Here is a 19,822-nt window from a genome sequence, read left to right as displayed (position 1 = left end):
AATGATAAACACGCTTATAAATGTATACCTTCCTCATTTTTTTGATTGGCTTATAGAAACGTCACTTATGGCTAGCATATTAGTTGGATTTATTTTATGTATAAAAGTTCTATTTAGAAATAAATTAACACCCCGGTGGCAATATATGCTGTGGATCGTATTAATGATAAGACTCCTTTTACCGTGGTCGCCAGATAGCTCTTATAGCATTTACTCATTACTTTCTTATAGTTCTAGCGTATCGGAAGTTATTCCAAAAAATATGCCGGCTACTGAGAATATAGTGAACATAGAAAGCGACCGAAAAGTGGAATTGGAATCAAATTCTAAAATGGTGACAAAAACTAGCGAACCGGAAGTAAAAGTCAGTTTGGAAAAACAAACTACATTTTCTTTATACAAACTTGCTTTGTATGTGTGGCTAGCTGGGGTAATCATATTAGCAGCCATCACGTTGCTTACAAATAGACGTTTATATTCTTACATAAAGAAACAACCGGATATTACGGACGAACAGGTCACTACAGTTTTTAATCGCTGTAAGCAGTCTATGAAAATGAAGAAGGCAGTTTCATTACGTCTTGCAGGAAAGATTGCAAGTCCAACGGTTTTTAGTTTCTTTCGCCCGAAAGTATTACTATCAAAAAAACATATGAAAGTATTAAATGAACAACAATTACAATATGTCTTTTACCATGAGTTAGCTCATATTAAGAGAAACGATGTAGCTGTAAATTGGATTATGTACAGTTTAATCCTATTAAATTGGTTCAATCCAATTCTTTGGTACGCCTATTTTTGTATGCGAGAAGATCAAGAATTAGCCTGTGATGCATATGCACTTACTTTTATAGATAAAGAGGAACAAATTGCATACGGTCATACAATTATTACCCTTCTAGAACACTATTCCTATCAATTACCAAGCCTAGCAAATTTAAGTAGAAATAAACGAACACTAAAAAGGAGAATCATTATGATTAAAAAATTCCAAAAGAAATCGTATCGTCTTTCTTTACTCGGAGTGATTGCTATAGCAGCTATAGCGGGCGGATTTTTATTAAATGCAAGGATAACTGAGGGAGATGAAAGACAGAAAGAAAAAGTTGTAGAAAAAAAGCAATCTAAAGCGGCATTTGAAAAAGCGATAGAAACAGTATTAGGTACACCGGAGAATGCAAGTAGAGAATGGGGGATGTCAATAACGTCATATAAAAAGAATACAGATTTTTTGTATTTGGCAGAAAAGAATTTTACAAAAGAAGAATTTGAGCAGTATGTTCGATTATTTAAGGAAGCGCAAGAAATTCATAAAAAAGCAATGGTTAAGAAAAATGTGCCTGAGAATTATGATGGAGATACAAAGGAATATAAACCTGAACGCTTGAAGAAAGCTGATCAAGAAAGACTAGCTACTATTGAGAAGACATTAAAACCGCTTGGAGATAAGCTGGAGAAGTCTTTAACATATACTATAGAAGAAGCGAAAGAACATGTACCGTATCAAATTAAGCAGCCGACTTATATACCTGAAGGTTATGAATTAAAGAGAGAATGGGCTGACTCATATTTTGGAAGAGATGTAGAATTAGTTATTAAATCAGAATATACAAAAGGAAAATATGGTTTTACAATTTACCAGTCAAGGATGTATATGGATGGTAATGTTAATGGTGGTAAGGATCCGCTACACTATATGATGCCTGGAGTAGAGAATCTAGAAAGTTATAGTTTAGATGGGAAAGGAATGGTATATAATAAATCTTCTCATGGAGAGGGGAAGTTAAGAGGTCTTAAAATGTTTGTACCAGCACAAGGTAAGAATAGTGAGTATCAAATTGTCATAGTGAATGATATTTTTACAAGAGATACAAAGATATACGAAGAGATAATCGATGATGAGCTAACTAAGAAAGAAATGGAGAAAATATTACTTTCTATGTCAAAATAAAAGGCAGTGTTCTTAAACTTTTAGTTTTAAGAACACTGTCTATTTTATTAAATTTCTAGTGGGATCTAGCCAGCAATTATTATGAATATATTCTAGCTTTCCATACAAGTATACTTTTTGATACACTATGGACAGTATGATATAACTTGACTGAAATCTTTTATACTGGAAATAATAAAAAGAGAACTTGTATAGAATGTAAGCGTGTGGTAATATCAAAGATGTACTGATTGACTATATTATCCAATTGGTCATTTTTGGAGGTGACAATGTGGCGATAGATCGAAAACGTTCTATTATTGAAGCTGCAACAAAGTCTTTTTCAGCGTTCGGTTATAAAGCAACAACGATGGATCAAGTAGCGAAGTTAGCGAATGTAGGAAAAGGAACGATTTATACTTTTTTCAAAAATAAAGAAGAGCTATTTGGTGAAATTATTTCTAATTTAATTACAGAAATGAAGCAAGTTGCAGAAAGTGCAATTCGTTCAGATGTTTCATTTTTTGAAAATGTACATAGAGCATTATATAGCATCTTGGAATTTAGAAAAGAACATCAGCTCATGATTAAATTAATTCAAGAAGAGCGCGATATGGGAACGAAAGAAGTACAAGAAGTTATGCAACAAGTTGATGTGGAAATCGTTTCTGTTATTCAATCGTATTTAAAGATTGCGATTGAAAAAGGTGAAATTAGCAAATGTGATCCAGAAATTACAGCATTTATTATGCTTCGCCTATACGTATCGCTTATCTTTGATTGGGAAAAAAATCATGAACCGCTAGAAAAAGAAAAAATTGCAGAGTTATTTGAACTTTATTTACTAAAAGGATTGTCAAACTAAGATAATCCTTTTAATTTTATAAAAAATGACCAATTGAACAATGCGGTCATATATTTGAGTTAAGGGGGGATATAGAAAAACTATAATCAAAATGAGAAAAAGTTGCATAGTAATAAATTCGGGGATAAGGCATATGTATGAACAAGTATAGCCTTTTTGTTTGGGTGAAAATGACCATATGAACGTTTTGGTCATTTTATAAAAGGGGGAGAAATTATGAAAGGGAATCAGTTATTTCGTAAAGAGTTCACGGAAATTATAAAAAGTAAAAAAATATTAATTCCAATTATCGCGGTTTTATTCGTACCGATTTTATATGCGGGGATGTTTTTGTGGGCCTTTTGGGATCCGTATAAACAGTTAGATGACTTACCAGTTGCAGTAGTCAATTTAGATAAAGGCGCAGTATTTGATGGGAAACCAATTGAGGTCGGAAAAGGGCTCGTTGATAATTTAAAAGATAATAAAAGTTTTAAATGGGAGTTCGTAAGTGAAAAAGAAGCAAAGAAAGGAATGGAAGGTAGAAAGTATTACATGTTAGTGCGCATTCCAGATGACTTCTCAAGTAACGCTACAACGTTACTAAAAGACAATCCAAAGCCATTAAACTTAGAGTACATTCCAAACGAAAGCTTAAACTTCTTATCTTCACAAATTGGAGGAACAGCTATTGAAAAGATTAAAACTGAAGTATCAAGCACGTTAACGAAAACATATGTAGAGAAAATGTTTGATTCTATTAAAGACGTCTCAAAAGGATTAGCAGATGGAGCGGAAGGGGCAAATGAACTACATGACGGATCAAGTGAATTGCATGATGGTTCAAGTAAAGTGACGGATGGCCTTCATACACTTCAAGGGAAATCTGGGGAGATGAAGGATGGAGTTCAGAAATTAGCAGATGGATCTAATAAATTAGTAGATGGATCAGGCAAAGTAACAAATGGTTTAAATACGTTAAATAGCAAAACAGGTGAGATGCAGACGGGTATAGGGAAATTGCAAGATGGCTCCGGAAAAGTAACAGGCGGTTTAAATACGTTAAATAGCAAAACGGGTGAATTGCGTGATGGATCTGAGAAAGTGACTGGTGGCTTGAACAAACTAGTAAGTAAATCCGGCGAATTACAAACAGGAACAACTAATCTATCAAATGGTATGGGAAAACTTGTTGAAGGGCAAAGTCAATTAGAGAAAGGTTCTCAAGCGATTCAAAAGGGATTGCAGGATTTAAATAGTAACGTACAAAATTCTGCTGCAGGATTAGAGGAAATGCAGTCGAAAGTTCCTTCTATATTGAATGCAGTAAATGAGAAAATAGATGGAGCTGGAGAGAATGTAAATCAGTTAAATGAACTTACGCAATCAACAGCAGGAGATGCCAAAAATGCAGCGCAAGAGGTAGCGAATTTACAAAAGAAAATTGAGAGTTTACCGAAAGAATATCAAGAACAGTTACAACCATTCATAACAAGTGCCGTAAAAAGCACAGCGACAGTTCAGCAAAAAGCTACTGGAGTAGCAGGTGGAACAAATAAATTAAATGAAGAAGTAAAACAATTAAAAGGCGAAATAGATCAAAAAACAAGTGGATTGCAAAATAAATTACCAAATTCAGAAGGAGTAAAAACTCTAGCAGATGGTATTGAGAAACTAACAAATGCTCAAAATGAATTTGTTAGTAAGTTTTATGGATTTGGTGAGGGATTAGATAATGCAAAAATAGGTGCCGATAAATTAAAAGATGGATCAGTTCAATTAATTGATGGGATAACGCAATTACAAAGCGGATCAGGAAAGGTGACAGCAGGATTAGGTCAATTATCTGCAGGAGTAAATCAATTAGTAGATGGCTCAAGCCAAGTAACCGGCGGTTTGGGTACATTATCTGTAGGAACAAGCCAAATGACAGGTGGCATAACGCAGTTGGCAGACGGTTCAAGCCAAGTAACAACTGGCTTAGGTACTTTAAATGGTGGCTTAAATAAAATGTCAACGGGCTCGACCCAGCTAATCGACGGCGTAAATAAACTAGCAGACGGCTCAGGAAAAGTAACTGATGGACTAGTGAAAGTAAACGATGGTTCAGGTGAACTTGCTGAGAAACTTGGGGAAGGGGCAGAGAAAACTGGGGAAGTAAAAGGGACAGATAAAACGTATGATATGTTTGCAAGTCCTGTAAAAGTGAAGACAGAGAAAATGGCGGAAGTTCCTAACTACGGAACTGGATTTACGCCGTATTTCTTATCACTCGGTTTATTTGTTGGGGCATTATTATTATCTATCGTATACCCATTACGCGATACAGTTGGCGTTCCGAAATCAGGATTTAGTTGGTTTATTAGTAAGTTCGGCGTGTTACTATCAGTCGGTATTATTCAAGCGATAGTAGCAGATGTTATATTACTGTTCGGATTGGGTGTAGAAGTACAAAGCATTCCATACTTCATACTCTTTAGTATCATTACAAGTTTAGCGTTTATCGCATTAATTCAATGTTTAGTAACAGCTTTTGGTGATGCAGGTCGTTTTATCGCCATCATTACATTAATTATGCAGCTTACAACAAGTGCTGGAACATTCCCACTAGAGTTGATTCCGAAGTTTTTACAACCATTTCATGCTTGGTTACCGATGACATACTCTGTATCAGGATTAAAAGCAGTCGTATCAAGTGGAGACTTTGACTTCATGTGGCAAAACATAGGAATGCTCATGATCTTTATCGTTGTATTATCACTTGGAACAATCGCCTCCTTAACTTTGATGCACAAACGACAATTTAAAAATGTTGCTGAAAATCAATCGGTTGAAGCGTAAAAAAAGCACCTTTTTGGTGCTTTTTTATTTTAATAGAGGGCATTTTTTCCTTAGTTCATCTATAAATCTTTCTAAAAGCTATAGAAACGAAAGAAAAGGAATTACAACAATTTACAGAGAAACATAGGGTAGAGGAGTTGATATGATGAGAGGCAATCTTACTTATTATTTTATCGTAAATCCGCTAATCATCTTTCTTGTTTATGCCCTTTCACCTATATTGTTTGATAAAGAAGTATATACAAGTATGAAAGATGCATTTGGAATACTTACGTTCTACTATGTGTTAATGGGTGGATATTACTTTATTGATATTTTAAGTGAAAAGATAAAGAAAAAAAGTGATGGAGGATAAAAAATGACTGAAAGTGAAATGAAATTCCGCGATACGACCATTCGTAACTTTTTCGATAAAGAGGATCGTTTAAAATCGATTCCAGGTCAAAAGAAGAAAAAACTAGTATTGTTGGAGCATTTAATAAGCAAGTTAAATGCTGAAAATCAATATACAGAAAAAGAAATTAATACATTTATAAAACAATATCATGATGATTTTTGTACAATTAGACGTGAATTTATTGTACAGGGGTTTATGGATAGAGAGGATAATATGTACCGTATAAACGGGAGAGAAGTTTGGACGAAGTGGGAGGAGTTAAAATAATGAATCAGCGAGGGGATCCCCGCTGATTATAAGCCTGTGCTAGTCTTGCTGTTTCTTTGTAGTAAGTCTATGAAAGCTTCAACATTCGAACTTGTAATGTATCCAAGCGTTATATATTCATCTTCATAATAAAATATTATTTTTTTGTCAAAGATTCTTCTCTTCGTTTCTATGGATAGAATTTTTTCATAATCAAATTCGGCAATGAATGTGTTTTTATATTGGCTAAAAAAGAGCAGTCTTCTATTAGTAGCAAGTAACATGCCAGGATACGGGACTTTATGCGTAATCATATAGCCAGTAAGTGAACATTTTAAAGTAGATAAAATTTTTTCTTCTTTATGTAATAGTTGTTTTGCAGCTGTTAAGATTGGGTTCATTCCATACATTCCTTTTATTTTGATGTATGAATATTGTATCAAGAGTAAAAAGATTCTCAATATGTAATATTGCATATTGGACGTTTTATAGTTTTAATATTATTTTTAAAAAGAAAAAGTACGAGGTGATTCAATGATACGGTTAGTAAAAGAGACTGATGCAGAAGCAATTATGAATATTAGAAAAGAAATTATATTATCGGAAACTACTACAAAATTTTTCATAGTATCCCCAAAGAAGTTACCGAATGATAGTAATGCAGAAAGAGAAAAGATACGGAAAAGCAATGAGAAAGGTAATCTTTATATCGTGTATGAAGTAGATGGGAAGGTAGTTGGCTTTTTACTTTTCAACCGATATGAACTAGAACGGTTACAACACGCAGGCACAATGGGAATGGGGATTAAAGAGGCGTATTGTAATCAAGGCATCGGCACGAAATTAATTGAATTTCTTATTAGTTGGGCGAAAGGGCAGAAAGGTTTAGAGAAAATTTGCTTAGGTGTAGTTTCTGTTAATGATCGGGCAATTAAAGTGTACAAACGTATGGGTTTTGTAGAAGAAGGGAGACAACGAAAGCAAATAAAGTATGAAGATGGATCATATGGAGATGACGTATTGATGGGGTTTTATATTGAATAAAGGATATATGGTATTAAGAAAAGGAATGTACATAACGTAAATTTCTAAAAGTAGTATATTGCCCCTGCATTAACAGACTTTTTCCTATGTATAATATTAATATAGTAAAATCATAACAACCGATATTGCAGTTTCCAATAATATACTATATAATCAATTTAAGAAAACGTTTTCATGCAAAGGGGGAGAATTTCGTGTCGACTATAGAGGACGTGGCGAAATTAGCGGGGTTATCAAGGACAACGGTTTCTAGGGTGATTAATAATCATCCATATGTTTCAGATGAGAAGAAAAAAAGGGTTCAATTAGCAATGAAGCATTTAGGCTTCGTTCCTAATTCTGCGGCGAGAAGGCTTCGTAAACAAAAAACGGAAACAATTGCGGTGCTAGTTCCAAGGATTACAAATCCTTTCTTCAGTAGATTTATTGAGGCAATCGAGATTGCTGCTTCTGAACATAAATATAAACTGATTATTTGTCAAACAAGATATTTACCGGAAAAAGAGATGGAGTATTTACAATTATTATCTACGAAACAAGTAGATGGGATTATTCTATGTTCACTAGAAAATCCGTGGGAAGATGTAGAGCCATACTTACAGCACGGTCCAATCGTGTTGTGTAATGAATATATTGAGGAAGCAAATATTCCAACAGTGAAGTTTGATCATGCGCAAGGAGCATACATAGCTGCGAAGCATGTGTTAGATCAAGGATATCGTAATCTTATTTTTTGCCGTGGTAACGAAACCAAAGTCGTTAGCCAGCAGCGAAAAATGGGCTTTTTACGTGCAATAACTGAGAAGAGCCGCCAAGTAGAAGCGATTGACTTTCTTGAAAACGCTTTCTCCTGGGAAGATGGAAAACGAATATTCCATGAAGTATTGAAGGACAAAAAAAATCCTACCGCGATTTTGGCAGGAGGCGATGAGGTAGCAGCTGGAATTATCTCAGAGGCGAAACGCCATAACTGGAGCATTCCAGATGATCTCGCTGTTATCGGTTTTGATAATCAAATATTATCGCAGATTACAGAACCAGGTATTACGACAATTGAACAGCCAATTGATGAAATGGCCCGAAAAGTTGTCGACCTGATGATGGATAAAATCCATACGAAAAATTATCGAAAAAAAGAATTGTATGAGTTTGAACTGGAGCTCTTGGTGAAAGGTTCAACGATGAAGGATAAGATGTTATTAGCCTAGTAGACTATGTCTGCTAGGTTTTTTTATGTTCACAAACTACTATTCTTCGTGAACGCAATCGTCACATTTGTTATGGTATGCTTCGTGTTGCTCATCAATTTCTTTCCCACAGTGCGCACAAGTTTTCGTCGGTAAATTTCTGAAAAACTCCATTGGTTGATCGATCATGTCAATCCCTCCATTTCCATTTCTTACTATTATTGTATTAGTACAAAAAATAAAAGTCAACAACTGTTTTATAACAAAATTGAAAATTAATGAAAAAGTTTAGGAAATGGATTATAGTTAACAATGTAGGATGTAAGTAAAAAACTTTCTCAAGTACGGAGAAAAACTGCATTCCTACTCGGTTTTAGAAAGGATGGATACATATGAAAATGACTGTTGTCGGCTTTTGGGGCGGCTTTCCAGAAGCGGGAGAAGCAACGTCGGGGTATTTGTTTGAACACGATGGTTTTCGTTTACTTGTAGACTGTGGTAGTGGTGTACTAGCACAGCTTCAAAAATATATAACACCATCTGATATAGATGCAGTTGTACTGTCACACTATCATCACGATCATGTTGCGGACATTGGGGTATTGCAATATGCGAGATTAATTACGAGTGCGACAACAAGGCAACTACCGGAATTACCAATATACGGTCATACGTTTGACGAGAATGGATTCCATTCTTTAACACATGAACGACATACGAAAGGAATCGCGTACAATCCAGAAGAAACACTTCAAGTTGGACCGTTCTCGATTTCGTTCTTAAAAACTGTTCATCCTGTTACATGCTTTGCGATGCGTATTACAGCTGGAGATGATGCTGTAGTATACAGCGCTGATTCAAGTTATATTCCTGAATTCATTCCATTCACAAAAGATGCTAATCTTTTCATTTGTGAGTGTAATATGTATGCACATCAAGAGGCTGCAAAAGCAGGGCATATGAATAGTACAGAAGTAGCAAGTATTGCGAAAGATGCAAATGTAAAAGAACTTTTATTAACGCACTTACCGCATACAGGCAACCCATCTGATTTAGTAACAGAAGCAAAACAAATTTTCAGTGGCCATATTACGTTAGCGCATAGTGGTTACGTATGGAACTCATGAGGTGATACGATGTTATTTATTGATAATAAAGGAATTACAGATCCTAGAATAAACTTAGCAATTGAAGAATATTGTGTGAAGAATTTAGATATTAACGAAACATATTTACTGTTTTACATTAATGAGCCTTCGATAATCATTGGTAAAAACCAAAACACAGTAGAAGAAATTAATGCAGATTACGTAAAAGAAAAAGGTATTCATGTCGTTCGTCGTCTATCAGGTGGAGGCGCAGTATATCATGATTTAGGAAACTTAAACTTCAGTTTTATTACAAAAGATGATGGAGACAGTTTCAGCAACTTCAAAAAATTTACTGAGCCTGTAACGAAAGCGCTTGGTAAATTAGGTGTAAATGCAGAACTAAGTGGTCGTAACGACATTTTAGCTGAAGGCAGAAAAATTTCAGGTAACGCGCAGTTCTCAACGAAAGGTCGTATGTTCAGCCACGGTACGTTACTATTTGACTCTGAAATCGATCACGTCGTATCAGCATTAAAAGTAAAAATGGATAAGATTCAATCAAAAGGAATTAAATCAATCCGTAGCCGCGTTGCGAACATTACAGAGTTTCTAAACGAAGAAATGACGACAGAAGAGTTCAGACAACTTCTTCTAGAAACAATTTTCGAAGGAGAAACAGAAATCCCAACGTACGAATTAACAGAAAATGATTGGAAAGAAATCCATAAACTTTCTGAAGAACGTTACCAAAATTGGGATTGGAACTATGGAAAATCACCGAAGTTCAACTTACAACATTCACACCGCTTCCCAGTTGGACAAGTTGATGTTCGTCTTGAAGTGAAAAAAGGAACAGTAACAGAATGTAAAATTTACGGCGACTTCTTCGGTTCACTAGATGTTCATGATATTGAAGAGCGTCTAACAGGCGTTCAGTTCGATAAAGATGCATTCACTGCAGCTTTAGAAGGCGTAGATATCGCACGCTACTTCGGTAACATTACAACAGAAGATTTCTTACATTTATTCTTCTAAAAATGAGGGAGGCTGCCATAAAGGCAGCCTCTTTCTTTTTATAGTTTTGTCGATATAATTCCATTTACCACAAAATGTATACTTACAGGACATCTGCCTCTTATAAAGGAATATATATATGAAAAGGAGGCGGATCGATATGAAAAGGGTCATACACATTGTAATATTGCTCGGATTCGTCATTGGGATTGCAGCGTGTAACAGTGAAACTTCCTCAAGTCGTACCCTTTTATCTATCGGAAAGCCAGCGGAGGATAATGTTATATATTTTACGCATACAGATAACAAACGAAAGATACATAATATACAAGACATGTTTCAAAATAAGAAGTGGAAAAGAAATGAAACATTCAGCACTGTTAATAAAACACCAGATGTCGTCTTTTCAATAGATGAAGACAATACAGGGTTACCGACATTATATGTTACGGTGTATTTTCATGCAGATGGAGCGGACGCGATCAACTTGTTTGGAGAGCATACGACGTTAAATAAAGAGGAACTTAATAAACTTAGAGAAAAGATGAATGCATATTATCCTAAAATGATTTCTGGTCTAGTTTCATAAATTACTTGCGAATAAAATTCCCTTATCTTTCCAAAGCAAACTAAGAGAAGGTGATCTGTCTATATGCAGTTAATAGAATATCACTTGCTACTTTAATTTTCTTTTAATATAATTAATTTAGAATTTTTAAATATTCTAAATTTTATAAAGGTGGGGTTTTTGTGAATCTCGTTCAATCTTTGGCTGAAACGGCAAAAAAGAAGGGGGATAAACCGGCTTATATATTTATGGATCAGTCGGTCTCTTATGACCAATTAAACAAAATGGTCACAAGGTTTTCTAGCAATTTAGCAGAAATGGGCATTGGAAAAGGGGACAATGTCGCATTAGTTGTTGGGAACTCACCACATTTTTTGGTCGGTTTATACGGAACAATGAAAGCCGGAGCAACTGTTATTCCAGTTAATCCAATTTATACAGCAGACGAAATGCATTACATTTTACAAAATGGAGATGTAAAAACAATCATCGTACTCGACGTCCTTCTACCTGTTATACAATCTCTTACAACAAGACTTCCTTCATTAGAAAACATCATCATATGCGAAACCTCATCAGATTTTAACCATACAGAAACCGAAAAAATGAAAACGTTTACTAGTTTTGTGGGGGCTGGAGACTTACAATACGAAGGCCCTGAACTAGATGAAGAAGATGTAGCGGTTATCCTATACACTTCAGGTACAACTGGAAAACCGAAAGGCGCTATGTTAACACATAAAAATTTATATAGTAATGCGAATGATGTTGCGTCTTATTTACAATTTACTGCTGACGATCGCGTCGTTGCGGCACTGCCAATGTTCCATGTGTTCTGTTTAACAGTTGCGGTAAATGCACCGATTGTGAACGGGGCAACAATTTTAATGTTACCGAAATTTAGTCCGAAAGAAGTATTCCGTATTTGTCGCACGTACGAACCAACGATTTTTGCTGGCGTACCGACGATGTACAATTATTTATATTTATTTGAAGAAGCAAGCGCAGAAGATGTGAAGACGCTTCGTCTTTGTATTTCCGGTGGTGCATCGATGCCTGTTGCTCTTCTGCAAAACTTTGAAAAACGTTTTAACGTTATTGTTTCAGAAGGATACGGTTTATCAGAGGCATCACCAGTTACTTGTTTCAACCCGCTAGATCGTCCTCGTAAACCAGGATCAATTGGCACAAATATTTGGCATGTAGAAAATAAAATTGTAAATGAACTTGGGGAAGAAGTACCTGTCGGCGCAGTCGGCGAATTAATCGTTCGCGGACCTAACGTTATGAAAGGATACTATAATGCACCAGAAGATACAGCTGCGACATTGAAAGACGGCTGGCTATATACAGGTGACTTAGCGAAAATGGATGAAGAAGGTTACTTCTATATCGTTGATCGTAAAAAAGATATCGTCTTAGTTGGCGGTTATAACGTATACCCTCGTGAAGTAGAAGAAGTATTATATACGCACGAATCAGTAGCGGAAGTTGTTGTAATCGGTGTTCCTGATGAAAACTTAGGAGAAGCAGTGCGAGCTTACGTCGTTCTGAAACAAACGAACGTAACAGAAGAAGAACTAATGCATTACTGTACGTTACATTTAGCGAAATATAAAGTGCCGAAAAGCATTGAGTTTTTAATAGAATTACCGAAGAATACGACTGGTAAGTTGTTAAGAAGAGCATTGAGAGAGAAAGCGATGCAAGTGTAAAAATGAGGCAACCATCTTTGAAGGTGGTTGCCTCATTTTTTTGTGCATTGATTAAGCTGTGGTGCCATATATTTAAAGCTTCATATGACCAACAAGGAGGAGATATACATAGAACAGAAGGGATTAACGCTTACGGCGAGTGCAATATCTTATTTGTGAAATTATGGATGAACTCTGAAAATGATAAGAACGGTAATTTTAATCAAAATGGAGTAATGAACCGTGAATCAATGGCTACGGTGTTAGTAAATGCATATAAATTAGAATGGAATGAAAATAGTAAGTTACCAAAAGAATTTGCTGATTTGAAAAATCATTGGGCTCGAAGTATGCCAATATTTTAGTTTAGTAAGAAAATTCAAATTCCAAGTTGACACATATGAATTACAGAATTAAAATGAAAAGAAATCGAATACAATACATTAGAAGCTAATCAGATAAACTGAAGGCGCACAATGTTCACATTTGTGAATATATTGTGTGCCTTTTTCTATTGTATAAACTAAGGGGGCTTAACGATGAAAAAGTGGGGTAAGACAGCGTTTATGAAAAGTACAGGTGTTTTATTATCAGCAGTTGTACTTTTATCAGGGTGTGGTTCGGCAACATCCACTAGTAATTCTGAAGGAAGTGGAGATAAAAAAACAGTTGAGCTTTTAAATGTTTCTTATGATCCAACGAGGGAGTTATATCAAGATTTCAATAAAGATTTTGCGAAGTATTGGAAAGAGAAGCATGGGCAAACAGTAAATGTAAAACAATCACACGGGGGATCTGGAAGTCAAGCACGCTCTGTTATTGATGGCTTAGAAGCAGACGTTGTTACACTAGCACTTGCTTATGATATTGATGCCATTAGCAAGAAAAAACAATTAGCAGAAGATTGGCAGAAGCGACTTGCGAATAATTCCACTCCGTACACGTCAACAATTGTATTTCTTGTTCGAAAAGGAAACCCGAAAGGAATTAAAGACTGGGATGATTTAACGAAAAAAGGTGTGTCTGTCATTACACCAAACCCAAAAACATCAGGCGGGGCACGTTGGAACTATTTAGCGGCGTGGGGATACGCACTGAAAAAATATAATAATAGTGAAGATAAGGCGAAAGAGTTTGTTAGCCAAATTTATAAAAACGTAGAAGTATTAGATTCAGGAGCGCGCGGAGCAACGACAACATTTGTTGAAAAAGGAATTGGTGACGTATTAATCGCATGGGAAAATGAAGCGTTATTATCTCAAAAAGAGCTTGGAAAAGATAAATTTGAAATTGTAACCCCTTCTATTAGTGTACTTGCAGAACCACCAGTAGCGGTTGTAGATAAAGTCGTTGATAAAAAAGGAACGAAAAAAGTAGCAGAAGGGTATCTTGAATATTTGTACTCAGAAAAAGGACAGGAAATTGCGGCGAAAAACTTTTATCGTCCGCGCAATGAAAAAGTAGCAGAAAAATATGCATCCCAATTTCCGAAAGTTCAATTATTTACTGTAGATGAACTATTTGGTGGTTGGAAAAAAGCACAGGAGAAACACTTTAATGACGGCGGCGTATTCGATAAAATTTATCAAAAATAATGCGTACTGCTAAAGGGGGATGAGGTGAAAGAGGATGAGGAAGAAACGTGTTTTACCAGGGTTTGGATTATCGCTTGGATTTACAATGTTGTACATGAGTTTATTCGTACTTATACCACTTTCTATCGTATTTATTCAAACTTCACAGTTAGGTTGGAAGAAGTTCGCTGGGGTTATAACGAACGAGCGTGTGTTGCATTCCTATCAAGTTAGTTTTACAACTTCATTTGCAGCTGCTATTGTAAATGCCATTTTCGGTTTATTAATAGCTTGGGTGCTCGTACGCTACAAATTTCCAGGGAAACGTCTATTAGATGGACTTATTGATTTACCGTTTGCACTTCCGACAGCTGTAGCTGGTATTACACTTACAACGCTTTATGCGGAAAATGGATGGATTGGGAAAATATTTAGTCTGTTTCATATAAAAGTAGCTTTTACACCACTCGGAATTATCGTTGCGCTTACTTTTATCGGTTTACCATTTGTCGTTCGAATGGTGCAACCAGTGCTGCAAAATATTGATAAAGAAGTAGAAGAGGCAGCTTCGAGTTTAGGTGCATCCCGCTTACAAATATTTGTGAAAATCATTTTACCAGAGATCTTTCCCGCTCTTCTTGCAGGTTTTTCACTCGCATTTGCAAGAGCATTAGGAGAATACGGATCTGTCGTTTTCATCGCAGGTAATATGCCGATGAAAACAGAAATTGCGCCACTGATGATTATGACGAAACTAGAACAATATGATTATGCGGGGGCAACAGCTGTAGCGACCGTGATGCTTATTATTTCTCTCCTTTTCCTTCTTCTTATTAATATGATTCAAAGCTGGAGTAGAAGGCATGAACTAAAAAATGAATAGGAGGAGAGAAAATGGAACCAACATTATTAGAAAAGAAAATAGTAAAAAGCGTATCAGCTAAAAAAGAATCTAAGCTTGTACCAGGCATATTAATTACGATTACAGTTTTATTTTTATCTCTCTTTCTATTACTGCCACTCATAACTATTTTTCTAAAAGCCTTTGAAAGAGGGATGGATGTATACATTGCCGCTATTACAGATCAAGAAGCATTTTCAGCAATTAGATTAACGCTTCTCGTTGCGTTAATCGTTGTGCCGCTTAATACGATATTTGGGGTAGCGGCCGCATGGCTTATTACAAAGTTTCAGTTTAAAGGAAAACAAGTATTACTCTCTCTTATTGAACTGCCGTTTGCTGTGTCACCAGTTATCGCAGGATTAGTATTCGTTTTACTTTTCACACCGAGGGGTGCTCTTGGCGAATGGCTACTTGAACATGGAGTGAAACTCATTTTCTCTGTACCAGGCATTATTATCGCAACAATCTTTGTAACCTTCCCGTTCGTTGCACGTGAATTAATTCCGATTATGCAGGCGCAAGGGAAAAGTGAAGAAGAGGCAGCTTTATCACTTGGCGCAAGTGGCTGGAAAATGTTTTGGCGCGTTACGCTTCCAAATATAAAATGGGGTCTTTTATACGGCATGATTCTATGTAATGCCCGTGCTATCGGTGAGTTTGGAGCCGTTTCTGTCGTATCAGGTCACGTGCGCGGTATTACGAATACGATGCCGCTTCATATTGAAATTTTGTACAATGAATATCAATTTTCAGCAGCATTTGCAGTAGCGACGTTAATGTCATTAATTGCAGTGTTTACACTCGTTATAAAAAACTGGATTGAATGGCGAATGGAAAAACGACAATAAGAGGGGGATTACGGTGAGTATTCAAATTCAAGGTGTATCGAAGCAATATGGTACATTTCAAGCACTAACAGACATTCATTTGGATATTCCAAAAGGTGAACTTGTTGCCTTATTAGGCCCGTCAGGTTCTGGGAAAACGACGTTATTACGCATTATTGCAGGATTAGAAGAAGCGGATGGAGGCTCTGTTTCATTTGATGGGGAAGATCTAACAGACATTCACGTGAAAAACAGGCAAGTCGGTTTCGTCTTTCAGCACTATGCGCTCTTTAAACATATGAATGTATTTGAGAATGTCGCTTTCGGTTTAAAAGTAAGAAAGAAAAGCTTAAGACCGTCAGCAGAAGCGATAGAAGAAAAGGTAACAGAATTATTAAAGCTCGTAAAAATGGATGGCTTTGCTAAACGTTATCCAGCGCAATTATCTGGTGGACAACGTCAACGTATTGCACTAGCCCGGGCACTTGCAGTCGAACCGAAAATTTTATTACTTGATGAACCGTTCGGTGCACTTGATGCAAAAGTGAGAAAAGAATTACGAAGATGGCTCCGGAAATTACATGACGAATTTCAAATTACGAGCGTATTCGTAACGCATGATCAGGAGGAAGCATTAGACGTTGCAGACCGCATCGTTGTAATGAATGAAGGCTGCATTGAACAAATGGGAACACCGGAAGAAGTATATGAAAACCCAGCAAGTCCGTTTGTATATGACTTTTTAGGAAATGTAAATTTATTTCACGGCCGCGTTCATAAAGGAAAGCTAAATGTAGGGTCGGTCGAACTAGAAGCACCAGAGCATAAGCACGTTTCCAACGTAGACGGAATAGCCTACGTAAGGCCGCATGACTTATCAATCTCTCGTGCGAAACAAAGCGTAGATGCAATCCCGGCAAAAGTATCTTATTTTCACGCAGTCGGACCTGTCGTATATGTAGAATTAAAACGAGATGGAACAGATGAGTACTTAGAAGCAGAAATAAGTAAAGAACAGTTCAAGCATCTCAGCATTCAAGCGGGTGATGTTGTATACGTACAGCCGAAAGAAGTGAAGGTGTTTATTCCGGAGGATTTTGTAATTTAAATAAAAACCGAACCGTCATCTAAGTGGCGGTTCGGTTTTCTTTATTTTTTCTCTACTAATTTCTTATTCTTCCAATCTAGTGTGAACAATTTATTAAATGTTTTTTGATCAACGTCTTTTACGTTGGTTCCAACCCAGTTTGCAGTTCCGAATGTGAAGCCTGGACGAAGTTGGTAATCATCGGCGTGTTTTGTATAAGCGACTTGTAAGTTAGATTGATCTGTATTTTTTTCAGAGATAACAACAGCAATCATACCAGGAGAGAAACCGCTATTTGTTAATGCTGGAAGTTGATCCATCGGTATTAAATTACCTTTTGCATCAGATTCATATAGGTATGTGCGAGAGTACATGAACAGTTGGTTTCCATATAAAGAATGATAAGAATCACGTGTGTAAATACCCCAGTTTTGATTGTTATATCCGTTAAAGAATACGTTCCACTTTACGTTTTTGTTTGTTTGGTCAATTAAATTTGTTTTATAACTAGTTTGTTTATAGCTTACAGAGTCCGACCAAGTGACTTGACCAGTTGCACCAGCTTCACCGCTAGGTCCATTAGGCGTTACAGAAGCCTTAACAGAGCCACCAAGTTGATAAGATACGCTAGATGTTACAGTCGTTTCTTCTACAGCATTTGTAGGTGCTACGTTAAAGAAACGAGCGCTGTTATCTTGAAGGTTAAATGCAACATCATATTGTGAAGGATAACGCAATGTTGCACTAGCGCCAGGGATTGGGTAGTTATCAATAGGTGCATCACTTATAGTAGGATTTGCTTTTAAAAAACTACCAGTCGTATTAATAACGGCAATCTGTTTATCAGCGCTTGGGTCATCGATAAAAGTTACCTTTAAAGACATTGTCATATTATCAGCTTGATCATTATTAAATGTATTATAGCTCGTATGTGTTTTCGCATTTTGCCCGATATCTGTTACAACTTGTGACGTCGTTTGAGCGTAAGCAGCAGGTGTTGAAAGAGTTACAGCGCTACTAGCAAAAACAGCGGATAATGCTAAACATTTTAAATATGTTTTAGAACGTTTCATACAATCACTTCCTTTTATCTTTGTCGATATATGTCGTATTTCATTCATATCGTAACATAAAAATAAAACGGAATAGATGTATATGCATAATTGCATAGGTGAGTTTTGAAGGATAAAGATAATAGAATTTCATCCAACACTTAAGACTCTAAAATGCCCATTACAGCCGTTCCTAAAAATTTTAAGACGATATGTTTACCAATGTTTTTATTGGGAAGATTGAAGTGCTTAATATTTACGTTATAAGTGCATAACAAGTTATAATAGAAGAAATCAATAAGGAGGCTGGCTGTGAAGAATCTTCGTTATCTCAATATATTTACCGTATTAATTATATACACACTACTTATGTTTTACATCGGCTGGAACGGATGGGTTTGGCTTCATGCGGTATTTGGCTGGGAATCTTGGGGATATTATGCTTTCATAGTCGCATTTATTTCATATGCGTACATTCTCGTGCAAGTGTTTAAGTTTCTGCCATTTCTGCGAACGATAGGTTCGATTTGGTTTGCGGTTATACAATATGCACTTATGTTGTTGCCATTAGCTGATATTATGGTCTTTCTTTTACAGTTTTCAGTGGAGAAAGAAGCAGCAATTATTTGGACAGGGGCGGCTGTGATAGCTGCATTTATCTTTATCTTTGCGTACGGAGTATTTAATGCGTATAGTCCGGTAGTAAGAAAGTACGAAGTGCACATACCGAAAAAGGTAGAGGGGCGTAAAAGTTTACGCATTGCGATGGCTTCTGATATGCATTTCGGTAAACTGTCTGGCGTTTCGCATTTAAAAAGACTTGTTCGTCATGTAAATGAGATGGAACCTGATATTATTTTGCTGCCAGGTGATATTATCGATGATCATCCAGGTGTGTTCATTCAAAAGAATATGGGACCAATCATGAAACAAATGAAAGCACCATTAGGCGTATATGGCGTATTAGGAAACCATGAATACTACGGCAGAGCAGTTCCAGAGTTTTTACAAGAGATGGATAAGATTGATATTCGTATTCTTTTAGATGAAGTGATTACAATTAAAGATGACTTTTATCTCGTTGGAAGAAGAGATAAAACAGAGCGAGATCGCCAAAGCTTTGAACAATTAATGAGTACGGTAGATAAATCGATGCCTGTTATCGCAATGGATCACCAGCCATTTGAGTTGAAACAAGCAGCAGCGGCAGGTGTAGATTTATTATTATCCGGTCATACGCACCGCGGACAAATGGCGCCCAATCATATTGTAACGAGAAGAATGTACGAGCTAGACTGGGGATACGCACAAAAAGGCGCGTTCCACGCAATTGTTTCTTCTGGATTTGGATTTTGGGGACCCCCGCTTAGACTTGGTAGTAGGTCGGAGATTGTGCAGGTAGAAGTTACGTTTGAATAGGGGTTATGAAATAGAGAGCTGATGGCTCTCTATTTTTTTCAATAAAAACAAATAACAATAAATATTTATGTTGGTGCTAATTTCATAAAAGAGATACGATTAT

The 19,822-nt window shown here is 36.3% G+C and carries 20 protein-coding genes and 1 pseudogene; 17 read left to right on the top strand and 4 right to left on the bottom strand.

Features of this window, described 5'->3' with window-relative positions; translation table 11 throughout:
* Nucleotide 1 precedes the first annotated feature (1 nt).
* The 5 genes from ACO6VI_RS15445 (at nt 2) to ACO6VI_RS15425 (ending at nt 6,279) form a co-directional block, all read left to right on the top strand.
* Nucleotides 2-1,951 carry a M56 family metallopeptidase gene (locus tag ACO6VI_RS15445; protein WP_088020717.1) on the top strand — a complete coding sequence of 650 codons (1,950 nt, stop codon included), beginning with the start codon at nt 2-4 and terminating at the stop codon, nt 1,949-1,951.
* Between the two features lie 271 nt (nt 1,952-2,222).
* Entirely contained in the window at nt 2,223-2,795 is a 573-nt protein-coding gene (locus tag ACO6VI_RS15440) for a TetR/AcrR family transcriptional regulator (protein WP_000963381.1), read from the top strand.
* Nucleotides 2,796-3,011: 216 nt separating this feature from the next.
* Entirely contained in the window at nt 3,012-5,615 is a 2,604-nt protein-coding gene (locus ACO6VI_RS15435) for a YhgE/Pip domain-containing protein (protein WP_161520134.1), read from the top strand.
* Nucleotides 5,616-5,757: 142 nt separating this feature from the next.
* Nucleotides 5,758-5,970 carry a hypothetical protein gene (locus tag ACO6VI_RS15430; protein ID WP_014481972.1) on the top strand — a complete coding sequence of 71 codons (213 nt, stop codon included), beginning with the start codon at nt 5,758-5,760 and terminating at the stop codon, nt 5,968-5,970.
* Between the two features lie 3 nt (nt 5,971-5,973).
* Complete coding sequence (locus tag ACO6VI_RS15425) at nt 5,974-6,279, top strand: DUF2087 domain-containing protein (protein WP_000140289.1); 306 nt, start codon at nt 5,974-5,976, stop codon at nt 6,277-6,279.
* 26 nt (nt 6,280-6,305) lie between these two features.
* Here the strand turns inward: ACO6VI_RS15425 and ACO6VI_RS15420 are convergent, their stop codons facing one another.
* Nucleotides 6,306-6,659: a PH domain-containing protein gene (locus tag ACO6VI_RS15420; RefSeq protein ID WP_001068221.1), complete on the bottom strand. Its 354-nt coding sequence runs from the start codon at nt 6,657-6,659 to the stop codon at nt 6,306-6,308.
* A gap of 133 nt (nt 6,660-6,792) precedes the next feature.
* Between ACO6VI_RS15420 and ACO6VI_RS15415 the strand changes: the two genes are divergently transcribed.
* Both ACO6VI_RS15415 and ACO6VI_RS15410 read left to right on the top strand, forming a co-directional pair.
* A complete protein-coding gene (locus ACO6VI_RS15415; RefSeq protein WP_000620470.1) occupies nt 6,793-7,302 on the top strand; it encodes a GNAT family N-acetyltransferase in 510 nt (169 codons plus the stop codon).
* A gap of 194 nt (nt 7,303-7,496) precedes the next feature.
* Nucleotides 7,497-8,510 carry a LacI family DNA-binding transcriptional regulator gene (locus ACO6VI_RS15410; protein ID WP_000103715.1) on the top strand — a complete coding sequence of 338 codons (1,014 nt, stop codon included), beginning with the start codon at nt 7,497-7,499 and terminating at the stop codon, nt 8,508-8,510.
* A gap of 39 nt (nt 8,511-8,549) precedes the next feature.
* On the opposite strand, the gene yhfH is transcribed toward ACO6VI_RS15410, so the two are convergent.
* A complete protein-coding gene (yhfH, locus tag ACO6VI_RS15405) occupies nt 8,550-8,678 on the bottom strand; it encodes a protein YhfH (protein ID WP_000567010.1) in 129 nt (42 codons plus the stop codon).
* A 203-nt stretch (nt 8,679-8,881) separates the two neighbouring features.
* On the opposite strand from yhfH, the gene ACO6VI_RS15400 reads away from it, so the two are divergent.
* From ACO6VI_RS15400 to ACO6VI_RS15360, 9 genes are all read left to right on the top strand, one after another.
* Complete coding sequence (locus ACO6VI_RS15400; RefSeq protein ID WP_063546750.1) at nt 8,882-9,616, top strand: MBL fold metallo-hydrolase; 735 nt, start codon at nt 8,882-8,884, stop codon at nt 9,614-9,616.
* 9 nt (nt 9,617-9,625) lie between these two features.
* Nucleotides 9,626-10,615, top strand: coding sequence for a lipoate--protein ligase (locus tag ACO6VI_RS15395; RefSeq protein WP_059304035.1), 990 nt, complete (start codon nt 9,626-9,628; stop codon nt 10,613-10,615).
* Nucleotides 10,616-10,754: 139 nt separating this feature from the next.
* Nucleotides 10,755-11,183 carry a hypothetical protein gene (locus ACO6VI_RS15390; RefSeq protein WP_063546752.1) on the top strand — a complete coding sequence of 143 codons (429 nt, stop codon included), beginning with the start codon at nt 10,755-10,757 and terminating at the stop codon, nt 11,181-11,183.
* Between the two features lie 161 nt (nt 11,184-11,344).
* Nucleotides 11,345-12,877, top strand: coding sequence for a fatty acid--CoA ligase family protein (locus ACO6VI_RS15385; protein ID WP_053565058.1), 1,533 nt, complete (start codon nt 11,345-11,347; stop codon nt 12,875-12,877).
* Nucleotides 12,878-13,044: 167 nt separating this feature from the next.
* Entirely contained in the window at nt 13,045-13,221 is a 177-nt protein-coding gene (locus ACO6VI_RS15380; RefSeq protein WP_001986183.1) for a hypothetical protein, read from the top strand.
* Nucleotides 13,222-13,395: 174 nt separating this feature from the next.
* Nucleotides 13,396-14,451, top strand: coding sequence for a sulfate ABC transporter substrate-binding protein (locus ACO6VI_RS15375; RefSeq protein WP_000758702.1), 1,056 nt, complete (start codon nt 13,396-13,398; stop codon nt 14,449-14,451).
* Nucleotides 14,452-14,485: 34 nt separating this feature from the next.
* Nucleotides 14,486-15,313, top strand: a complete 828-nt coding sequence (gene cysT / locus ACO6VI_RS15370) for a sulfate ABC transporter permease subunit CysT (protein WP_063546754.1) — start codon at nt 14,486-14,488, stop codon at nt 15,311-15,313.
* A gap of 11 nt (nt 15,314-15,324) precedes the next feature.
* Nucleotides 15,325-16,182, top strand: a complete 858-nt coding sequence (cysW, locus tag ACO6VI_RS15365) for a sulfate ABC transporter permease subunit CysW (protein WP_000433826.1) — start codon at nt 15,325-15,327, stop codon at nt 16,180-16,182.
* A 13-nt stretch (nt 16,183-16,195) separates the two neighbouring features.
* A complete protein-coding gene (locus tag ACO6VI_RS15360; RefSeq protein WP_422423600.1) occupies nt 16,196-17,269 on the top strand; it encodes a sulfate/molybdate ABC transporter ATP-binding protein in 1,074 nt (357 codons plus the stop codon).
* A 41-nt stretch (nt 17,270-17,310) separates the two neighbouring features.
* On the opposite strand, the gene cytK2 is transcribed toward ACO6VI_RS15360, so the two are convergent.
* Both cytK2 and ACO6VI_RS15350 read right to left on the bottom strand, forming a co-directional pair.
* The gene (cytK2, locus tag ACO6VI_RS15355; protein ID WP_063546758.1) at nt 17,311-18,321 is read right to left on the bottom strand and encodes a beta-channel forming cytolysin CytK2; all 1,011 of its coding nucleotides are present in this window, start codon (nt 18,319-18,321) and stop codon (nt 17,311-17,313) included.
* A gap of 143 nt (nt 18,322-18,464) precedes the next feature.
* Nucleotides 18,465-18,578 (bottom strand): annotated as a pseudogene (locus tag ACO6VI_RS15350) (TetR family transcriptional regulator); the annotation flags it as partial.
* A 34-nt stretch (nt 18,579-18,612) separates the two neighbouring features.
* Here ACO6VI_RS15350 and ACO6VI_RS15345 point away from each other — a divergent pair.
* Nucleotides 18,613-19,719, top strand: coding sequence for a metallophosphoesterase (locus tag ACO6VI_RS15345; RefSeq protein ID WP_161520136.1), 1,107 nt, complete (start codon nt 18,613-18,615; stop codon nt 19,717-19,719).
* The last annotated feature ends 103 nt before the right edge of the window (nt 19,720-19,822 follow it).

This window comes from Bacillus sp. PSXD-155 (assembly GCF_049310765.1).
Lineage (GTDB): Bacteria > Bacillota > Bacilli > Bacillales > Bacillaceae_G > Bacillus_A > Bacillus_A cereus.
This window is presented reverse-complemented; position numbering and strand designations above follow the sequence as displayed.

Bases quoted from the DNA above. Each gene is read 5' to 3' on its own strand.
- ACO6VI_RS15445 (WP_088020717.1), top strand. From the start codon at position 2: ATGATAAACACGCTTATAAATGTATACCTTCCTCATTTTTTTGATTGG.
- ACO6VI_RS15435 (WP_161520134.1), top strand. From the start codon at position 3,012: ATGAAAGGGAATCAGTTATTTCGTAAAGAGTTCACGGAAATTATAAAA.
- ACO6VI_RS15430 (WP_014481972.1), top strand. From the start codon at position 5,758: ATGATGAGAGGCAATCTTACTTATTATTTTATCGTAAATCCGCTAATC.
- ACO6VI_RS15425 (WP_000140289.1), top strand. From the start codon at position 5,974: ATGACTGAAAGTGAAATGAAATTCCGCGATACGACCATTCGTAACTTT.
- ACO6VI_RS15420 (WP_001068221.1), bottom strand. From the start codon at position 6,659: ATGAACCCAATCTTAACAGCTGCAAAACAACTATTACATAAAGAAGAA.
- ACO6VI_RS15415 (WP_000620470.1), top strand. From the start codon at position 6,793: ATGATACGGTTAGTAAAAGAGACTGATGCAGAAGCAATTATGAATATT.
- yhfH (WP_000567010.1), bottom strand. From the start codon at position 8,678: ATGATCGATCAACCAATGGAGTTTTTCAGAAATTTACCGACGAAAACT.
- ACO6VI_RS15400 (WP_063546750.1), top strand. From the start codon at position 8,882: ATGAAAATGACTGTTGTCGGCTTTTGGGGCGGCTTTCCAGAAGCGGGA.
- ACO6VI_RS15395 (WP_059304035.1), top strand. From the start codon at position 9,626: ATGTTATTTATTGATAATAAAGGAATTACAGATCCTAGAATAAACTTA.
- ACO6VI_RS15390 (WP_063546752.1), top strand. From the start codon at position 10,755: ATGAAAAGGGTCATACACATTGTAATATTGCTCGGATTCGTCATTGGG.
- ACO6VI_RS15380 (WP_001986183.1), top strand. From the start codon at position 13,045: ATGAACTCTGAAAATGATAAGAACGGTAATTTTAATCAAAATGGAGTA.
- ACO6VI_RS15375 (WP_000758702.1), top strand. From the start codon at position 13,396: ATGAAAAAGTGGGGTAAGACAGCGTTTATGAAAAGTACAGGTGTTTTA.
- cysT (WP_063546754.1), top strand. From the start codon at position 14,486: ATGAGGAAGAAACGTGTTTTACCAGGGTTTGGATTATCGCTTGGATTT.
- cysW (WP_000433826.1), top strand. From the start codon at position 15,325: ATGGAACCAACATTATTAGAAAAGAAAATAGTAAAAAGCGTATCAGCT.
- cytK2 (WP_063546758.1), bottom strand. From the start codon at position 18,321: ATGAAACGTTCTAAAACATATTTAAAATGTTTAGCATTATCCGCTGTT.